Here is a 19,180-nt window from a genome sequence, read left to right as displayed (position 1 = left end):
AATTACGCAACAAAGCCTTTTACCGCTGTAGATTTATTAGAGGAGCTAGACGCTCCTGCATACAAAATAGCATCTTTCGAAGTGGTTGATTTACCTTTGATTAAGCGTGTTGCTCAAACGGGTAAGCCGATGATTATTTCAACTGGAATGGCCAACGAAAAAGAGATTGCAGAAGCTGTAAAAGCAGCAAGAGATAATGGGTGTACTGAATTAGTTGTACTGCACTGTGTAAGTGGGTATCCAGCACCAGCTGAACAGTACAATTTAAAAACTATTGCCGATATAGCACAACGATTCGAAGTATTGTCAGGCCTTTCTGATCACACGATTGACAATGCTACTGCGGTTGCCTCAGTGACTCTAGGTGCATGTTTGATAGAAAAGCATGTCACGATGGATCGAAACGGTGGTGGCGCAGATGATAGCTTTTCTCTTGAGCCTCATGAGTTAGCGACATTATGTAAAGATACGAAAACAGCTTGGCAAGCTATGGGACAAGTCAATTACGAGAGAACGGAAGCTGAAAAGGGGAACGTGAAATTTCGCCGATCTTTGTATGTAGTGAAAGACATCGCGGAAGGTGAATTGTTGACCCCTGAAAACATTCGGAGTATCAGACCTGGTTTTGGCTTGCCACCAAAATACTATGAAGACGTTCTAGGAAAAAAAGCTCTAACTAAGATAAATTCAGGAACTCCTTTATCCTTGAATTTATTTATATAGTCAGTTATTTGATATTAGATAGCTGTAGAGATATTAAATCTTGAAGGCTATCTTGTTTTTTTTCTAATTCAATTAATATATTTCCCAAGTCATGAACCTTGCTGTCTGGGATTAATTTATATATTTCACAATATTCCTCGATCCCCATTCCGGCTGAAGAATTAATTGATATTATGTTAACCTTATCTTTGCTAGATAGTAGATAAATTTCCAAAGGTAATTTATTAGATAAAAATCTCACTCCTTTTTCTTTGAAAGATAAATAATCTGAATCACTTTCCTTTGGGTGCAACTTCAAAATTGGGGTGAAACCTTTACGTTTACTCTCTAATATTAATTTACTATAGATTTCATAAAAGAAATCATTGTCTTTAAGCTTACCTTTTAATTTGTTAAATATGGGTTGCGTGGCGATGATTAATGTCTTATTGTCGAAATTACTAGTATTATCAAACTTAAAGCATTGTTGGATCTTTGATATTTTTGCTTTATCTTTTGATAAAACAAGTCTTCTTCCTTTGTGTTGTACTGATTTTGGTAACTTTTCTGGGTGTATTACATAAATGTGGTCACATTGCTTTCTTTCACCAAATACGTAATGCTTAGGCGGTTGATTTGATAGCAAACGAAATAATTGTTTGGGCTTGTCATCAATCTGGTGCTTAACGTAATTCCCCATTCCATCTTCTATCATTGAATAAGATTTAACTAGAAGGCGAAATAACCTAGACATCTTATTGTTATCATTGAATAAGAATAGTTTATTTATCCCACCCGTTAAGTCTACGTTTTTATTGCTTTCATATATTGATGCCACCAAGATTTTTTTAAATTTATCTGGCATTGGCCAACCACGAAGAGAGCAAAATAAAATATATTTACCAATATATCCCATTTTCTTTATATGATTAACTAGCGATTCCCTATTCATTAACACTAACTCTATTTTTTTAGGGAGTTGATCTGTGTCTATGTCTTTAGGATCTATATCTTGATAATCGTAGAAATGAATTATGGTCGACGGATTCATCTCATCTTGTGCTTTATACAAACTAAGTAATAAGTGCCTTACCGTCGAGCAGACATAAATATCTTTATGTGTTAAGTTCATGATTTACTTCTACTCAGTTTGAATTTTAAATTATGTAAGTGACGTTGAATAGTTTCGCTTAAATTGAAGTATTCACGCTTACACTTCTTAATAAAACTTCGAGTAGTAGTACGCTTAGTATAGCCAATGTCTGAGTCGAACTTAGGGTCATTAGTTAAACAAGGAGCTTCAGTCCCATAGCATTCAACGCCATGTTTCCAGAATCGATCCATGTAAATATCGACAGCCATATACCATTCATTTGAATTATTAAGTAGTTTTTTTGCTCCTGAGGGTGTTAGGAAATAACCTGTAGCACTCATATGACCTTTAGTGAACTTATGTATGCTGGTTGAGCAACACTCAAAGATAGAATAAGAACGAAATTTACGACGTTTATTGTTAAATAACCGAACACATTCTACATTTTTAGGAAGTTCAGGAATGTCCTTTATAAAATTAAGAATTTCCTCCTTAAATATAAGAGCATCATCTTCAATTACGATTATTGGTTGATTGAGTTCAACACATTTTCCCCATAATAAAAAATGGCTCGCATAGCACCCTAGTTGCCCGGCACTAAGTGTCTTTGCCCGGAAGGTTTGGCTCAACTCATCATTATAATAGCTGAGAAGCGGGTGAGAGGGAGATGTTCTTCCATCTACTGCAGAAAATAGCTCAAAAGGAAGAGATAGTTCGTCTAATTGACGACTAATGTTCTTTTTTCTTTCTGTGGAAGATTCTAAATTTATGACGAAAATTTTAGTCATTGATAACTCTCTTACATCTTGAGCAAATAGGGACTAGAAATAACAAATACAACATCATGGGCTGAGAATGATTAAAAGGAACATCAGTTAAACCAGCAATGAAAAATAGACTAACTAAACCAATTACTATATATGCATCGAGTGATGATAATTTTTTCACCATCATTAGTGGATAAAGTAGAAGTCCAATTACAAGTATTAGCCCTATAACCCCAGACTTAACCATTTTATCTAAAACTTGATTATGGTAGTGAGCTGAAGCGAAGTGAAATAGTTGATTAGATATTCCACCATTTTTTAACTTATCTTTTAATATTTCCCGTTGCTCTTGTCCATGCCCTAGTATTGGTTTTTGTTTTATTAGATCTGGTGCCAACATCCACATTTGCAACCTAAGACCAACAGAAGTGCTATAGTCATCGGCTTGAATTCTGTTGATTTCATAGATGGTGCTATCATATCGTTGATTTATTTTATCTTTAAATAAAAAAGTACCAGAAGAGGTTAAAATGGCTGTAAATATAAAGGTAGATAATATTTGTTTTCTTGACGGAGGGTTTTTAATACATTTAACTACGATTATAATAAAGATACTCAAAGTGAGCGCTAACCAGATACCTCTAGTCTCACTTAGGATTATAGGAGGCAATGAGAGTAAAAAAGCTACCAAAGGAAGAGCTTTTCCCTTTAAGGAGGAACTCTCTAGCAGTAAAGAGAAAGCTATTATGGATATTAAAGCGCACGCTGTTGCGTATGGTATCGGGTTGATATAACCAGCATCACGGCCTATATTCATATAAAGATTAAAATAGATACTATTGATACATACAGCAAAACTACCAACTAAAACTATCCATTGAATCACTTTTTGAGTCAGGATTTGATATGGGAAAAATAAAAGAAATAGGGTGGAACCAAGTAGTGCTCTCATTTCTCTAGAGCTTGAACCATGGTAATAGTAACTAAATATTGTATATGCACATAATAGAGATAATAACCATATAAATGGCGATTTTAGATTTTTAATTATTAGCTCTTTTTTATACAAAAAAATACTAATGATTATGCTAAGTATAATAAATGGGATAAGCTTTTTATCACCGCTATCTAATACAAGCATGACTGTTACTGCAATAAAATAAGGTAGTATCAGTAATATGGACAGGTTACGTTTGATAAGAGTCATTATGATTATTAAGCACTAGTTATGATAAGGGTTTACATTACTTTCAGGACGAGTCTTAATCAGTCTTAAGATCCACATATATTGTTCCGGGTTCTTATTCACGTAATCTTCAATACATTGATTCATCATTCGTGCGTCCTCCTCTTCGCTCCCTGTTGGGAATGGTAGAGCAGGGTAGAAGTCCAGGGTGTATTGGCCAGTATTACTATCGTATTGAGCAAACAAAGGAACGATTTTGGCCTTGCTCAGTTTTGATAGGCGACCAAGGCCCGAAATTGTTGCTTTTTGAGTAGCAAAGAAATCAACGAACACACTGTGCTCACGACCAAGATCTTCATCAGGGAGATAATAACCAAGGTACCCGTCACGAACTGACTTGATGAAAGGCTTGATTCCTCCACTACGGTCATAAACACGACCGCCATATTGCACGCGCTGTCGGTGCATTAGCCAGTCACTGAGTTTGTTTTTCTGAGCTTTCGCCATCGCAGACACAGGTAAATTGCGTGATGCTAATAATACCGCTGGGATATCGATAGCCCATGTATGAGGTACCAACAAGATAACATTTTCACCGCTGTCCGTAATATCAGTTAGGTTACTCAGGCCGTTTATCGAGGTGTTATTCTCTAGCCAAGTTTTACTCTTTAGTGTCAGTGAAGCAAATCCCATCAAAAATGAGATGGAAGTAACGTATGACTGATAGAGAGTTTCTTCACGTTGTTCTACAGATTGCTCAGGAAAGCACATCTCAAGGTTTACGCGAGCTCGGCGGTTAGCCTTATTCTTGATTTTTACAGCCTGCTTAGCCATAAACTTAGCGAGTGCTAAACGAACGCTATTAGGCAAGAAGCAGACTAAAGACGATAACAAAACAGCAATCCAAGTGCCCCAGTATTTAGGTGCCAGAAATCCCCATTCAAACTCAGGATTGTAAGCTTTTGGATCAAAATCATTGCGTTGTGTGGTCATTCGTTCACTACATTATTTAAATCAGAGAGTTAACTTTATATCGGTCACTCAGGGAATGATTATGTTTATTAGATTGTCCAATAATGCACCCCAAAAAGTAGGAGCACTATTGGTCTTAATCTTAAATATAAAGCTTACAGCTATGCGTTTACGAGCTTCATGTACTCAGCGACGCCATCTGCCACTGTTCTAAACTCGATGTCGCAACCTGTGTTGCGTAGCTTAGTTAAGTCAGCTTGAGTGAATTCTTGGTAAGCACCTTTCAAATGCTCAGGGAAAGGAATCGTTTCGATTTCGCCTTTACCGTGGTGCTTGATTACGGCTTTTGCTACTTCTTCAAAAGACTCTGCGTTGCCTGTACCTAGGTTGAAGATGCCTGATACGCCATTTTCTAAGAACCATAGGTTTACCGCCGCGACATCACCTACATACACAAAATCACGCTTGAAGGTCTCGCTACCAGCGAACAACTTAGGGTTTTCACCGGCATTCATTTGGTTGTTTAGGTGGAATGCTACCGACGCCATGCTGCTTTTGTGTTGCTCACGAGGGCCGTAAACATTGAAGTAACGGAAGCCAACGATTTGTGGAAGTGCTTCGTTATGAGCTGCTGCATCTGCGGTTAAACGGCGAACATAGTTATCAAACTGTTGTTTTGAATAGCCGTAGACATTCAATGCGCCTTCGAATTCTCTCTCCTCGATAAAAGTATCGGTTTCGCCATAAGTCGCAGCTGAAGAGGCGTATAAGAACGGAATTTCACGTTCAACACAGTAATGAAGTAGCTCTTTTGAATACTCATAGTTGTTGAGCATCATGTATTTGCCATCCCACTCAGTGGTCGCAGAGCACGCACCTTCATGGAAAACAGCCTCAATATGACCGAAATCATCACCGGCCATAACTTGAGTTAAAAAGTCATCACGATCCATGTAATCAGTGATGTCTAGGTCTACAAGGTTCTTAAATTTCTTACCATCTTTTAAGTTGTCGACGACTAGAATATCGTTGTGGCCCGCTTCATTGAGCGCCTTAACAATATTGCTGCCAATCATGCCAGCACCACCAGTTACGATAATCATAATTTTCTAACTCTTTTGAATACAAAACTATAACGAGTATAGCAAGGAATGGATAAGGCGGGCTAGTGGAATAATTCCCCAACCAGAGTATGATACGGCAAGCTAAGTTATAAATTATGTTGAGTTAATTACTCAAAACTATAGGTATTATCATGAAGATTGCAGTAGCCGGTACTGGGTATGTGGGTTTATCAAACGCTATGCTTTTGGCACAACATCATGAAGTTATTGCGGTAGATATCATCGATGAAAAAGTGGCAATGCTAAACAATAAGCAGTCACCGATTGTAGACAATGAGATTGAGCACTTTCTATCAAATAAGTCGCTGAATTTCAGGGCGACAACAGATAAGTCGGCTTACAAAGATGCTGAGTTTGTCATTATTGCTACTCCAACCGATTATGATCCAAAAAACAATTATTTTGATACCAGCTCTGTAGAATCGGTCATTAAAGACGTCATGGGTATCAATCCAAATGCCGTCATGGTGATCAAATCAACTGTGCCTGTTGGTTATACTGAGCGTGTTAAGCAAGAGCTGAACTGTGAAAATATTATGTTCTCCCCAGAATTTTTGCGCGAAGGCAAAGCTTTATACGACAACTTACACCCATCACGAATTATCGTAGGTGAGTGCTCTCAGCGAGCTAAAGTGTTTGCGAATCTGCTGGTTGAAGGCGCAGAAAAAGAGAACATCGATGTTTTGTTTACTAACTCAACAGAAGCAGAAGCAGTAAAACTGTTCTCAAATACCTACCTAGCGATGCGAGTTTCTTACTTCAATGAACTTGACTCTTACGCAGAAGCTCACGGTTTGGATTCTCGCCAGATTATCGAAGGTGTTGGCTTAGACCCTCGAATTGGTAATCACTACAACAACCCTTCATTTGGTTATGGTGGTTACTGCTTACCAAAAGATACCAAGCAACTGTTGGCGAATTACGAAGATGTACCTAACAATATTGTGGGTGCCATTGTCGATGCTAACCGCACTCGTAAGGACTTCATTGCGGATTCAATTATTAAGCGCTCGCCTAAAATTGTAGGTATTTATCGTTTGATCATGAAGGCCGGTTCAGACAATTTCCGTGCATCGTCGATTCAAGGGATTATGAAGCGTTTGAAAGCTAAAGGCATAGAAGTGGTGGTGTTCGAACCAGTATTGGAAGAAGAGCATTTCTTTAACTCGAAGGTTTATTCTGACCTAGAAGAGTTCAAAGCTGTATCGGATGTGATTGTATCCAACAGAATGGTAGAAGAGATTGCAGACGTTGCAGATAAGGTTTACACACGAGATCTGTTTGGCAGTGATTGATTACAGTAGTGATTGATTCGGCTCTATTTTAGCTAATGCTAATTAGACCAGATGTTAACAGCTCGATCTATCCGTTTAGTGGCGATATACTGAGCCACTAAACGGATAGGGATACTAATAACTAATGAAAACACGTGACAAGATTGTTTACGCTGCTCTAGAGCTTTTTAATGAGCATGGCGAGCGCAGTATTACGACCAATCATATTGCTGAGCATATCGAGATTAGCCCTGGTAACCTCTACTACCACTTCCGTAACAAACAAGAAATTGTCCGTGACATCTTCACTCTCTATTCAACAGAGTTGCTTGAAAGGTTCACGCCGATTCAAGGCCAACAAGAAAGCCTGACGCTACTAAAGACCTACTTAGATTCTATCTTCACACTGATGTGGAAGTACCGATTCTTCTATGCGAATCTGCCTGAAATATTGTCACGTGATGAAAAACTCCACCTTGATTACATGGCCGTGCAAGAAAGATTGCAAACCAACCTTGTCGATATCATGAGGGCCTTTGTTGAGTTGAACTTGCTTAAAGCGACAGACTCAGAGATGAAGTCGATGGTAACGTCGCTTCACTTGATCGCATCGGGTTGGTTAGCTTATCAGTCTGCGATGTCTCCAAAAGCTCAAATTACTGAGCAGGTTGTACATCAAGGAATGTTGCAGATGATCGCGACCGTTAAACCAATTGCGACAGCTCAAGGTTTTGAGCAGCTGACATTATTGGAAGATGGTGTGAGAGCGTTGAACTCTAAGTAGAAAGAGACGAGTAAGCGAGATACGGGTAACGAAGAGCGGGAAAGAGCAGATTCGAGTTACGGGATACGAGTAAACGAAAAGCAGGGTAGAGCGACGACGAGGCTCCGTTTTTCATGTAACGTTTTACTCTGATTTGTGTCGGATTTTAAGCTCTTTGTGTCTTGGTGACTCGAACCTTACGTCTGCTCCTAAGCTCTTCGCATCTCGATTACTCGCACCCCATATCTGATCTTTACCTAACCAACCAACTCTTCGGGTTTTGAGCTTGGCTGTTTCGGCGGATTTCAAAGTACAATGATGGACGAGTTTGGCCGCCAGTGTCACCAGCAAGCGCAATCGCTTCGCCAGCTTTAACTTTGTCACCTTCTTTCTTTAAAAGTGCTTGGTTAAAGCCATAGAGCGTCATATCGCCTTTACCATGGTCAAGCAGTACCACTAAGCCATAACCACGTAGATACTCGGCAAAGACCACAGTCCCTGAGTAAACAGATTTTACTTGCTGACCATACTTGGCGTTGATCACCATGCCTTTCCAGTTAACTTGACCAGTTTGGCGTGAGCCATAGTTGTGCAATACTCTGTCTTTGATTGGCCAAGGTAGTTTGCCTTTGCGTTTAGCTAAACCATCCATAGGAACGGCGTTACGTCTTTCGCGAGCCGCTTTCTCCGCTTTCGCTATTTCAGCTTTCAGGCGAGTCTCATTTCGTTGAAGTTCAGCCAAGTAATTTTTGTCACCCGAGATGTTTTTCTTAATACTACCAACAGTTTTCTTACGTTGTGTTTGGGTTTTGGCTAACGTATCGCGCTTGGTGGTTTGTTGTTTTAGCAGTGTTGCTATCTGTTCTTGCTCAAGTTGACGCTGCTTATGGCTCTCTTCTAATTCAAGTTGTGTCTGTTCAATCGTTTTGATTGTTGCGGAGCGAGCTTTGGCAAGGTGTTGGTAGTAGTGACTGATACGATCTTCTTCCACACCTGTGTTGAGGATGTGAGAAGACGCTTTAGCTCGACTTGTCATGTAGTAAGTCTGAATCAGTTGTTCTAATTTGTCGGTATGAACTTTTTTCTGAGCAGTAAGCGCTTTAATCTTAGTGTCTAAGTTAGCAATATTTGCATTGGCCGTATTGAGGTGCTTTTTACTGTCTAGAATCGCTTTTTCAAGCGAAGCGATGGAGAGCTCTTGTTTCTTGAGGTTTGCTTGTAGGCTATCGAGTTTTTTCTGCTGTGAGGAAAGGTTCTTTTGTTGGCGAGATATTTCGCTCGATACGCCTTTAAGTTCACCTTGAGATGCTGCAATTGACGATGTAGATAAAAGAGCAACACCAAGGCTGGCAGATATCAGAAGAGTCCGGCTAATGGCTCGAATTTGTTTCATCATTATCTTCATTTTGCTCTTATTTATTCATTCATTAACAGCTGTTGTGAGTCTTTTCGCACTTCGGTTACTCGTATCCCGAACCGGCTCTTAGTCTTTTCGAATCTCGGTTACTCGAATCCCGTACCTGCTTTTAAGCTCTTCGCATCTCGGTTACGCGCATCCCGTATCTGCTCTTAAATCCCATCACCATGGATGAAGTTTTGTGAGCGACCATTGAACCCTTGGTCCATATCTAGAGATGGCTTATCTGTCTTAGGCTTGCCGACAATCTTTGCGGGGACACCAGCGACAGTCGTATGAGGCGGTACGGCTTGTAGAACCACAGAGCAAGAACCAATTTTTGCGCCTTCACCGACCTCAATGTTGCCGAGTATTTTAGCACCGGCACCGATCATTACACCCTCTCGGATTTTGGGGTGACGATCCCCACCTTCTTTACCCGTACCACCTAAGGTAACGTCTTGAAGGATCGATACATCATTTTCGACGACAGCAGTTTCACCAATCACGATACCAGTCGCGTGGTCGAGCATGATCGCTTTGCCGATACGAGCGGCTGGGTGAATATCCACTTGGCAAGCAACCGAAATTTGGTTCTGTAGGTAAGTGGCAAGTGCGATACGACCTTGTTTCCATAACCAGTTCGCCACTCGGTAACCTTGCAGAGCGTGGTAGCCTTTTAGATAAAGCAGAGGCATCGAGTACATCTCGACCGCAGGATCTCGATTTACTGTCGCGCAAATATCACAAGCTGCCGCATCGATAATCGATTGATCCTGCTTAAATGCTTGTTCAACCACTTCACGCACTGCCATTGCTGGCATTGACGCTGTCTTTAACTTGTTTGCCAGAATGTAGCTGAGGGCTGCCCCCAAGCTTTCATGGTTGATAATGGTGGCATGATAAAAACTCGCAAGCATAGGTTCTTGCTCTGACTGTTGTCGAGCTTCCTTCACAATGCATTGCCAAACTTTTTGTTGTTCACAGTGTTTCATTTTACCATCCATTATTTTTAAGGGGCTGATACAAGTGGGCTTAGAAGAGCAGATTAGAGTAGCAAAAACCATTTTCGTCGAACTTTGAATGTGCTTTCATCCTTTCGTATCTCGTTTACCCGAATCTCTCTACTGCTCTTATTCTCTTCGTATCTCGATTACTCGAATCCCGTATCTGCTCTTATTATCTTTCTGACTTCTTGTCTCGAGCAAGTAAGTCTTGTGCTGCTAAGTGTGCATCTTTTCCTTGATACAACACTTGATAAATTTGTTCAACAATTGGCATCTCAACGCCCATGCGTTCTGATAATAACCAAACTTCTTTGGTGTTGCGATAACCTTCAACAACTTGACCAATTTCTTCTTGTGCAGTGTCGACGTCTTTACCTGAGCCTAAAGCTAATCCAAAGCGACGGTTACGTGATTGGTTGTCGGTACATGTCAGTACTAAGTCACCCAATCCGGCCATGCCCATGAAAGTCTCTGGTTGTGCACCAAGTGCGGCGCCTAAGCGACTCATTTCAGCTAAACCACGCGTGATCAGGGCTGTACGAGCATTGGCACCAAAGCCAATACCATCCGACATTCCTGCGCCAATTGCGATAACGTTTTTAACCGCGCCGCCAAGCTGCATGCCAATGAAATCTGAGTTTGCGTACACACGGAATGTTTTGCCACAGTGAATCTTCTCTTGCAGCTCTTCTAGGAATACTTCATCAGGTGAAGCAACTGAAATTGCAGTCGGCATGCCCATCGCTAGCTCTTTAGCAAAAGTAGGACCAGATAAAACAGCCAGTGAGTAGCCATCACCAAGCACATCATGCGCGACATCTTTAAGTAAACGACCGGTTTCTGGCTCTAAGCCTTTAGTTGCCCAGCAGATACGAGAGCTTGTCGTTAAGTGTGGTTTCAGGCTATTTAGAACGATACCAAACACGTGGCTCGGTACAACAACGAGAAGGTCACGACTTGCTGTTACAGCTTTCTCAAGGTCTGATTCGATAATCAGACTTTCTGGAAAGTCGATATTTGGCAGAAACTCATTATTCGCACGTTCAGATTCAAGGCGATCCATATGAACAGGATCATGCCCCCAAAGAACAACATTTGCACCGTTACGCGCTAGAGATATCGCTAAAGAGGTTCCGTAGGAACCTGCACCAATTACAGTCATGGCGATGTCTTTGCCGTAAGCGCTGTCTTTACCGTAAGCGCCTGTCGTGTTCGTCGGGCGAGTTGTTTCTGTCATGCTTCCACCTAAAAATAATGAGGGAAATCGAAGAGTTTTGGAAAAGCTATCCACTAAAATAAGCAGAGCTTTCAATCTTAGTACAGTGTAAAGAAAAAATGCACATCGCAGAAGTTACGACGTGCATTTAAAAGCTAACTAGCGCTTGATACGTTAGAGTTAAGTTCTACTTTGAGACTTAAGCCTGTTCGCCTTCAGCTTGCTGAGCTTGGTTCTGTAGGTAGTTCATGAACAAAGCATCAAAGTTTACTGGTGCAAGGTTCAGTTGTGGGAACGTACCTTTAACCACTAGGCTAGAAATTGTTTCACGAGCGTATGGGAATAGGATGTTCGGGCAGAATGCACCTAGGCAATGAGCTAGTTGACCAGCTTCCATTTCGCTTGCAGAGAAGATACCGCCTTGTTGAACTTCACAAAGGAATGCAGTGTCTTCTGCATTCTTAACCGTAACAGTTAGACGTAGGATTACTTCGTAAACGCCTTCGCCAAGTTCACGGCTTTGAGTGTCTAGGTCCAGTTTTACATCTGGGTTCCACTCTTTTTGAAACATGTCTGGAGAGTTTGGCGCTTCAAAAGAGACGTCTTTTAGGAAGATACGTTGGATTGCGAAGTTTTGTTGTGCGTCTTGTTGTGCTGCTTCAGCCATTTTCTTGTCCTTAAAAATTTATAATTAGGTTTTGTTCGTTATATTTGCCGAACAAAACCTTAAAGTCATATTCGTTGAATCAGGTCAGCTTACTTCTTGCCTTTAACCAAAGGTAGATTCGCTTCGCTCCAAGCCACTAAGCCGCTTTTCAGCACGCTTACGTTTTCGAAACCTGCTTTAACCAGTAGGTTCGCGCTTTCTTGAGCGGTTTGACCTGTCTTGCATACTACGATGATTGGGTCTGCTTTGTGGCTTTCAAGGCTACCAAAGCTATTTGCTTTGATGTCTGACGGCAAAATGTGAACTGCGTCCGTAATATGGCCCTTTTTGAACTCATCCTTAGTACGAATATCAACCACAATGCCGTTTTCACGGTTAATCATGTGTGTGGTTTGCGCTGCCGTGATCTCTTTGTAGGCTGCGTTTGATGTCTTGATAACGTTCGCAATGATGGCAACAACCAAGCCGATCCATACGATGGCTAAAATCATATTCTCTTGAACAAATGGAACTAACTCTTGCATATCTTGAACTCTTATTCGTTATTGGGTGAAAAACTATAGGTCAGGAGTATAGCGATAAAGGATAGGAGAATACAGAGGAAGGGTGCTGTGGTGCAAAAAGCGTTATCTCAAGAAGGTTTTATAAGGTATTGCTTATGATTTACTCATTTACTTGATTGTGGTTATTATCTATCATGATCAATCAGTTGTTTAAGCTGAGCAACTGATTGAGGGTGTGAAAATCATCTTCTACATATAAACGTTTATATCAATGGAAATCATTATGAAAAAGATGGCTCTAGCAGCTGCATTAGCAGTTAGCTTCTCAGGTGCTGCATTTGCAGCTGAAACTACAGCGGCAGCGGGTACTGGTTCAGGTACTGGTACAGCAGCAGGCGCTGGTGCATCTGCAGCAGCAGCTGGCACAGCTACAACAGTTGCAGTAGCGACAGCAGCAGTAGCGGCAGCAGCAGCAGTAGCGGTTGCTTCTAACGAAAGCGGTGCAACAACTACAACAACTACTCGATAATTTTTGAGTAGGCGTTTAAAACCATTTTATGTGAAAGCATAAAGTGGTTTTTTTATATCTAATTGATTAATTTTCCATATTGGACAGCAGCAACCAGATTTCTAGGAAGCAGAACTCGTCATGCTTAAACCTCTACTCATATCTCTTGGTCTTTTTCTCGCTGGTTGTTCTCAGCAGTTTCAAGACGTTAACTCTACTTTTGATGAAGCCTTTTTTGGAAGCTCTGATGTTGAGCTATCCAAGGAATACATTCAAACCTTACCTTATTCCAGCATTTATGCAGAAGTGAATGACCAAGGTAAAATCTTCATGGTTTTGGCCTACGTCGGTGAAAACCCTCAAACGGGTGCAGAGCAGTTAAAGTGGATGTCTTCTGACAAAGCGATGATCGTCACTGAAAATGGACGCATCGTACAAACGCTATTGCTTCCTTATGAAAACCTCTCTGGTTTGGCATTCCAACCGTTGGATTCATTCTCTTTTGCAAACAGCTCGTCACCAGATTCTTCTTCTGCGTTTGATGTGTCAGGCAGATCCGGAGCCCAAAAGTGGCAAGCGGTTTACGACTGGCAGCCTAACTATCGAATTGGCTATAAAGCAAATATCACCCGAACGTATGCAGGGAATGAAACGGTAGAAACACCGTTAGCATCTATCGATACCAAGAAGTTCCAAGAAAAAATCAACTTCCCAATGTTAGAGCAAGAGATGACCAACGAATATTGGGTCGACGGCAAAGGAAAAGTGGTCAAAACCATACAATATTTAGGCCCTAATATGACAAGGCTTGAGTTAACCGTCCTTAAGCATTATCAAAGCAATTAACGAACAGGGTAATGAACTAAAATGATGAATTATATTAGTCACGCATCAAAAATGACGGGGCGTCGGTTGCCTTTGGTGAGAGCTCTATTAACGGTGAGATCTACGTTAACGATGAGAGCTCTGTTGACGTTGAGTGCGTTGTTATCTCTGTGTACTTTTAGTTACGTTTCTGCGGCATCTAACGTTGTTACGCCTTCGGTTAAAACTACAATAGAGCTTCCTCTTCGAGGTGTGACGCTTGAGTATAAAGCTAACGTTCGATTGCTTCAGGTATTAGACGACGCGAATGCTAGCTCTAACGAAAATGCTATCGGCAGTATTGGTTACTTCCCCCTTTCAGCTCAACTGTTTGATAAAACCAATACTGAAGCTAACGAATCTAAGAAAGCTATCGAAGCCAAAAAGCGCAATGTATTTAACCAACTTGATGCTTTCTCGGTAGAAGAACCAGAAGCAAAGTTGGTAAAGCAACAATTAGCTTCTTTCCAATATCTCAATCGAGTTTTTATTGAATTAGACCGCAATGCGGTTATCTCGCAATCAGATAAGAACCCGTTACTTGTTTCAAGTTCTCATACTAACAAGTCGTCGACCAGTCAAACTCAAATGTTTTCTCTGTACTTACCACAACGACCAACTTCCATTCAGTTGATGGGTGCAATGAAAGAGTCGGTAACAATGAGTCTGATTGAGCATGGAACGTTGAATGATTATCTCGATGCATTACCGAACGGCTTTGTTGGTGAATCCGCAGATAAAAGCGTGGCTTATGTTGTTCAGCCAGATGGCGTGGTACAAACCATTCAATACGCTTACTGGAACGAACAGCCGGTTTACCTAGCACCAGGTGCCATCGTATTTATGGCGTTTTACTCTTTGCCATCGGAATACTCAACGTTGAACCAAGATATCGTCGATTTGCTACGTCATAAGGTTGTCCTGTAATGCTGAAACAGAAATCATTCCCTCTATCGGCAGTGTGCACATCGGTTACCTGTGCCTTGTTAATGTCCAGTAGTGTGTCGGTTTTTGCCGAAACAGCCATTGATTCGTCTTCGATCAGAGCAGAAAAATCATCATTCGATGACACTGAATACCGAACGTCGCAAATGAACTTTGGTGGTGTTGGCCTAATGCAAATGCCAACAGGCCGAATGGCACCAGAAGGGGAGTTCAACTTTAGCGCCTCATTTAATAACGAATACTACTTTTATAACGTCAGCCTACAGGTGATGCCTTGGCTTGAAACCACCATTCGTTATACACAAGTACAAGATCTGCTTTATAGCGGAGGCGCAGACCAAGACTGCTCACAAAACTCATTCAGTGGTTGTACCAAATACACAGATAAAGGCATCGACTTTAAACTGCGTTTGATCGAAGAAGGGTACTACTTGCCTGAAGTATCAGTCGGTATGCGTGATTTTGGTGGTACTGGGCTATTTGATGGCGAATTTGTCGCGGCCACCAAACGCTTTGGCCCTATTGATTTTACCTTGGGCATGGCTTGGGGATACATGGGCACCAGTGGTAACTTCACTAACCCATTGTGTAAAACCAGTGACAAGTATTGTGAACGTCCATCTGACACCAAAGGTAATGGCGGCAGTGTCGATTTTGAACGCTGGTTTAAAGGTGATGCAGCAATTTATGGCGGCTTTGAATATCAAACCCCTTATAAGCCGCTAACCTTGAAGCTTGAATACGATGGCAATGATTACTCTCAAGACTTCCCAGTAGTACGTGGTGGTGTCGACATGACACAGCACACACCATGGAACGTGGGTGCGGTGTACCGTTTCACCGATTGGAGTTCGGCTAAAGTGAGCTACGAGCGAGGTGATACTCTGACCCTTGGCTTTGACCTCTCGACTAACTTCAATGAAATGTATTCTGTGTGGCGAGACACTGAAACAGCAGAATTGCGCCCAAGCGATGTCGAGACGGTTGACGATATTGACATGGAAGCCCTCGCGGAAGAGCTTGAAACGATCGCTGGCTATGAACAAGCGCAAATTTTGGTCGACGATAACAGCATTGTGGTTAAGGGTACTCAGGTTAAGTACCGAGACAGAGATATCGCCCTTGAGCGCGGTGCGACCGTGATTGCCAACGCGGTACCAAGTTACATCGACACCTACAAAATCATTGAAAACGACAAATCGTTGGAACTCACCGAGACAACGGTAGATGCCCAAGTGTTCAAAGCGGCAGCTAACAATAGTTATCTCAATGCTCAAACCAGTGATGCAACAAACACCCACGAATTAGAGCGCAAGAAATCCGTTATTTATCATGATGGGCGTGAACGATTCGACGTGTCGATTTCACCAAACCTAGCTCAATCGTTCGGTTCGGCTGAAAACTTCTACTTATACAGTTTGGGCTTATATACCAACGCTTCGTTCTGGGCGTTAAACAATGTTGAACTGTCGGGCTCTCTTTACGTTAACTTAGTCGATAACTACGACAAGTTTAATTACGAAATCCCATCAGACGGCACTGACCAAACGCCAAGAGTAAGAACCTTGTTCCGCTCTTATGTGGATGATCCGGTTCGTTTAGACCGTTTACAACTGACTTGGTTTGAAGACTACGGCAGCGGTGTCTACACCCAAGCCTACGGTGGTTACCTAGAGAGCATGTTCGCGGGTGTGGGGGGCGAAATCCTGTATCGCCCATTCAACCAAAACTGGGCCATTGGCGCAGACATGACGGCAATAAGCCAGCGCGACCCTGAAAGCTGGTTTGGTACGTTTGATCAAGAGATCCAAGTCAACCCAGACGACAGCAGCAGAACATACAAAGTCATCGATAAAGGCACGACTGGCTTCATCACCGGTTACTACACCCCACAATGGGATTTTTTGAGCGATACTTTGCTTAAAGTGGGCGTCGGTAAATTCCTTGCGGGTGATATCGGTACTCGTGTCGATTTCTCTAAGCAGTTTAAGAGTGGTGTGATTGCTGGCGCGTTTGTCAGCCTAACCGACATGACAACCGAAGAATACGGTGAAGGCAGCTACACCAAAGGCTTCTACGTGTCGATTCCGTTTGATTTAGTCACCGTGAAACCAAGTTCAAGCCGCGCTGGCTTTACCTGGTTACCGATCACGCGTGACGGCGGACAAGTGCTGAATAAACAGTACAACTTGTTCGATCAAACCGATGCTCGCTCACCTTGGTTCCAAAGACCAAGTAGCGTTAAGTAGATCGAAAGCAGATGCGGGTAAACGAGTAATCGTGTATCGAAGAGCAGGGAAAAAGCAGTAACGAGATTCGGGTAATCGAGTAACGAATAGCTTAAGAGCTAGTGATATTAATTGGGTCTAGCTTTTGGTTCTCCTCCTTGAACGCCGTTCGTGTTTGAGCGGTGATGTTCATCAAAGGGGGAGTTAAGGGGGATGTTAATCTATGTGTTACCAACCCCTCCCAGCCTCCCCTTATTTTGGTATTTTCTGCCAAGCAATAGCTGTGATAAAGGGGAGGAGAGGAGCTAAAAGCATCCCGTCACGGCTTTACCTGCTCTTCGCATTTCGTTTACCCGCATCCCGAATCTGCTCTTGCGCTTTTCGTATCTCGTTTACTCGAATCTCGCATCTGCTCTTATCTACACTTAAACCATTCAACTAGGTTGATAATAACCACAATTTGTGGATAATGCTTACGGATTAAACTGACCTTATGCAAGTATACTTTTTACTACTTTTTACTACTTTTTACTACTTTTTATACAAAATACCCCTAATCAACCCCATCCTGATAGGAGTAACATAACTACGCAGTGTGATGTCGCGGAATATCAAGGGGCGGTAGCGTTCCTATCTTTGATATTAAGTGGGAGCGAGGTCACGGTAATCGCTCTCCTTAACTCTCCTAAATACTTCGTAGCTGATAAAATTGTTTGTTCTAACTTCTTTGGGTGTCCTTTGGGATATCACGACACATTCCGTTTCTATGACTTGGTTAACATGAAGATTAATAAAAATCGTCTCCTTTTAGCGCTCCTTCCTGCATTGCTTGCAGGGTGTACTACTCCAGGAACTCACCTTTCTACTGGCAACAAGAATGTGATTCAGCCCTCAGAGGAACAGCAAGAATCTGATATCTCTGATGTGGTTAACCTTTACCCTCTGACCGCTCAATCAGTATCGAGTTATCGAAATGAATCTTTATCGGTTTCCCAAGCTAACCCGAGGTTAGATGTTGATATTGCAAAGTATGAATATCAAGTGGGTGTCGGTGACATATTAAACATCACCATTTGGGATCACCCTGAACTGACAATTCCTGCGGGTTCTTACCGTAGTAGTACCGAAGCAGGTAACTGGGTTCATGCGGATGGCACCATCTTCTATCCGTACATTGGTACCGTGGAAGTGGCGGGAAAAACCGTTCGTGAAGTGCGTGCTGATATTGCCAGTCGCTTAGCAAAGTACATCGAAAGCCCTCAAGTTGATGTTAATGTAGCGGCTTTTCGATCTAAGAAAGCCTACATTACTGGTGAGGTCTCAAAGCCAGGTCAGCAAGCTATCACCAACATCCCTTTGACCTTATTGGATGCCGTGAACCGTTCTGGCGGTTTGTCTGAAGATGCCGACTGGCGTAATGTTTCATTAACGCGTAATGGCGTGGAAGAAAACCTCTCACTTTACGGCTTAATGCAACGTGGTGACCTAACTCAAAACCGCTTATTGCAAGCCGGTGACATTGTTCACGTGCCGCGTAATGATAAGCAGAAAGTGTTCGTGATGGGTGAAGTTAAAGAACCGAAGCTCTTGAAGATCGATAGAGTGGGGATGAGCCTGACGGAAGCGCTCAGTAATGTTGGTGGAATAAATGAACTGACAGCTGATGCAACCGGAGTGTTTGTAATTCGTACTTCTGATGATAAATCAGAACGCATGGCGGATATCTACCAGCTTAATATAGAAGATGCTTCAGCTTTGGTGATCGGCACCGAGTTCGGCTTAAAACCTTATGATATTGTATACGTTACAGCCGCTCCTATCAGTCGTTGGAACCGTGTTGTTGGGCAGCTTCTTCCAACCATTAGTGGGTTTAATAACTTGACTGAAGGTGCGTTACGTGTCCGTAATTGGCCTTAGGCTAAGATAGAACAGTAATCAGGCCGCACTTCACGTGTGGCTTGATTT

18 protein-coding genes are annotated in these 19,180 nt (G+C 42.0%); 8 read left to right on the top strand and 10 right to left on the bottom strand.

What is annotated here, in order from left to right; translation table 11 throughout:
* Positions 1-723: N-acetylneuraminate synthase family protein (locus tag BCT49_RS23945; protein ID WP_102438711.1), on the top strand; the 723-nt coding region annotated here is incomplete at its 5' end.
* Positions 724-727: 4 nt separating this feature from the next.
* Here the strand turns inward: BCT49_RS23945 and BCT49_RS23940 are convergent.
* The 5 genes from BCT49_RS23940 to rfaD form a co-directional block, all read right to left on the bottom strand.
* Positions 728-1,834, bottom strand: a complete 1,107-nt coding sequence (locus BCT49_RS23940; RefSeq protein WP_102438709.1) for a polysialyltransferase family glycosyltransferase — start codon at positions 1,832-1,834, stop codon at positions 728-730.
* Positions 1,831-2,583 (bottom strand): glycosyltransferase family 25 protein, encoded by a 753-nt coding sequence (locus BCT49_RS23935; RefSeq protein WP_102438707.1) that lies wholly within the window; start codon positions 2,581-2,583, stop codon positions 1,831-1,833. The genes BCT49_RS23940 and BCT49_RS23935 overlap by 4 nt, the downstream gene beginning before the upstream one ends.
* Positions 2,576-3,703, bottom strand: a complete 1,128-nt coding sequence (locus BCT49_RS23930) for an O-antigen ligase family protein (protein ID WP_372166578.1) — start codon at positions 3,701-3,703, stop codon at positions 2,576-2,578. Before BCT49_RS23930 ends, BCT49_RS23935 begins: the two co-directional genes overlap by 8 nt.
* 81 nt (positions 3,704-3,784) lie before the next feature.
* Positions 3,785-4,741 carry a lauroyl-Kdo(2)-lipid IV(A) myristoyltransferase gene (gene lpxM, locus BCT49_RS23925; protein ID WP_102438703.1) on the bottom strand — a complete coding sequence of 319 codons (957 nt, stop codon included), beginning with the start codon at positions 4,739-4,741 and terminating at the stop codon, positions 3,785-3,787.
* A 140-nt stretch (positions 4,742-4,881) separates the two neighbouring features.
* Positions 4,882-5,823 (bottom strand): ADP-glyceromanno-heptose 6-epimerase, encoded by a 942-nt coding sequence (gene rfaD / locus BCT49_RS23920; RefSeq protein WP_102438701.1) that lies wholly within the window; start codon positions 5,821-5,823, stop codon positions 4,882-4,884.
* A 152-nt stretch (positions 5,824-5,975) separates the two neighbouring features.
* On the opposite strand from rfaD, the gene BCT49_RS23915 reads away from it, so the two are divergent.
* Both BCT49_RS23915 and BCT49_RS23910 read left to right on the top strand, forming a co-directional pair.
* Positions 5,976-7,139: a nucleotide sugar dehydrogenase gene (locus BCT49_RS23915; RefSeq protein ID WP_102438699.1), complete on the top strand. Its 1,164-nt coding sequence runs from the start codon at positions 5,976-5,978 to the stop codon at positions 7,137-7,139.
* A 124-nt stretch (positions 7,140-7,263) separates the two neighbouring features.
* On the top strand, positions 7,264-7,902 hold the full coding sequence (locus tag BCT49_RS23910; protein WP_065675998.1) for a TetR/AcrR family transcriptional regulator: 639 nt from the start codon (positions 7,264-7,266) through the stop codon (positions 7,900-7,902).
* 232 nt (positions 7,903-8,134) lie between these two features.
* Here BCT49_RS23910 and BCT49_RS23905 read toward each other — a convergent pair whose 3' ends face one another.
* The 5 genes from BCT49_RS23905 to BCT49_RS23885 form a co-directional block, all read right to left on the bottom strand.
* A complete protein-coding gene (locus tag BCT49_RS23905; RefSeq protein ID WP_102438697.1) occupies positions 8,135-9,286 on the bottom strand; it encodes a murein hydrolase activator EnvC family protein in 1,152 nt (383 codons plus the stop codon).
* Between the two features lie 164 nt (positions 9,287-9,450).
* Entirely contained in the window at positions 9,451-10,272 is an 822-nt protein-coding gene (gene cysE, locus BCT49_RS23900; RefSeq protein WP_009847961.1) for a serine O-acetyltransferase, read from the bottom strand.
* 184 nt (positions 10,273-10,456) lie between these two features.
* Positions 10,457-11,521 carry an NAD(P)H-dependent glycerol-3-phosphate dehydrogenase gene (gpsA, locus tag BCT49_RS23895; RefSeq protein WP_102438695.1) on the bottom strand — a complete coding sequence of 355 codons (1,065 nt, stop codon included), beginning with the start codon at positions 11,519-11,521 and terminating at the stop codon, positions 10,457-10,459.
* 178 nt (positions 11,522-11,699) lie between these two features.
* The gene (gene secB, locus BCT49_RS23890) at positions 11,700-12,167 is read right to left on the bottom strand and encodes a protein-export chaperone SecB (RefSeq protein ID WP_009847959.1); all 468 of its coding nucleotides are present in this window, start codon (positions 12,165-12,167) and stop codon (positions 11,700-11,702) included.
* A gap of 89 nt (positions 12,168-12,256) precedes the next feature.
* Complete coding sequence (locus tag BCT49_RS23885) at positions 12,257-12,691, bottom strand: rhodanese-like domain-containing protein (protein ID WP_012603060.1); 435 nt, start codon at positions 12,689-12,691, stop codon at positions 12,257-12,259.
* A gap of 262 nt (positions 12,692-12,953) precedes the next feature.
* Here BCT49_RS23885 and BCT49_RS23880 point away from each other — a divergent pair, with 262 nt between their 5' ends.
* The 5 genes from BCT49_RS23880 (at position 12,954) to BCT49_RS23860 (ending at position 19,132) form a co-directional block, all read left to right on the top strand.
* The gene (locus tag BCT49_RS23880; RefSeq protein ID WP_016784037.1) at positions 12,954-13,199 is read left to right on the top strand and encodes a hypothetical protein; all 246 of its coding nucleotides are present in this window, start codon (positions 12,954-12,956) and stop codon (positions 13,197-13,199) included.
* 120 nt (positions 13,200-13,319) lie between these two features.
* Positions 13,320-14,024 carry a YjbF family lipoprotein gene (locus tag BCT49_RS23875; RefSeq protein ID WP_102438693.1) on the top strand — a complete coding sequence of 235 codons (705 nt, stop codon included), beginning with the start codon at positions 13,320-13,322 and terminating at the stop codon, positions 14,022-14,024.
* Positions 14,025-14,045: 21 nt separating this feature from the next.
* Positions 14,046-14,969, top strand: coding sequence for a capsule biosynthesis GfcC family protein (locus BCT49_RS23870; RefSeq protein ID WP_102438691.1), 924 nt, complete (start codon positions 14,046-14,048; stop codon positions 14,967-14,969).
* The gene (locus BCT49_RS23865; protein ID WP_102438689.1) at positions 14,969-17,236 is read left to right on the top strand and encodes a YjbH domain-containing protein; all 2,268 of its coding nucleotides are present in this window, start codon (positions 14,969-14,971) and stop codon (positions 17,234-17,236) included. The genes BCT49_RS23870 and BCT49_RS23865 overlap by 1 nt, the downstream gene beginning before the upstream one ends.
* Positions 17,237-17,995: 759 nt before the next feature.
* On the top strand, positions 17,996-19,132 hold the full coding sequence (locus BCT49_RS23860; RefSeq protein WP_102438687.1) for a polysaccharide export protein: 1,137 nt from the start codon (positions 17,996-17,998) through the stop codon (positions 19,130-19,132).
* Positions 19,133-19,180 lie beyond the last annotated feature (48 nt).

Source organism: Vibrio lentus, from assembly GCF_002875945.1.
GTDB classification, from domain to species: domain Bacteria; phylum Pseudomonadota; class Gammaproteobacteria; order Enterobacterales; family Vibrionaceae; genus Vibrio; species Vibrio apostichopi.
The sequence above is the reverse complement of the archived record's forward strand: the minus strand, read 5'-3'. Positions and strand labels throughout refer to the sequence as shown.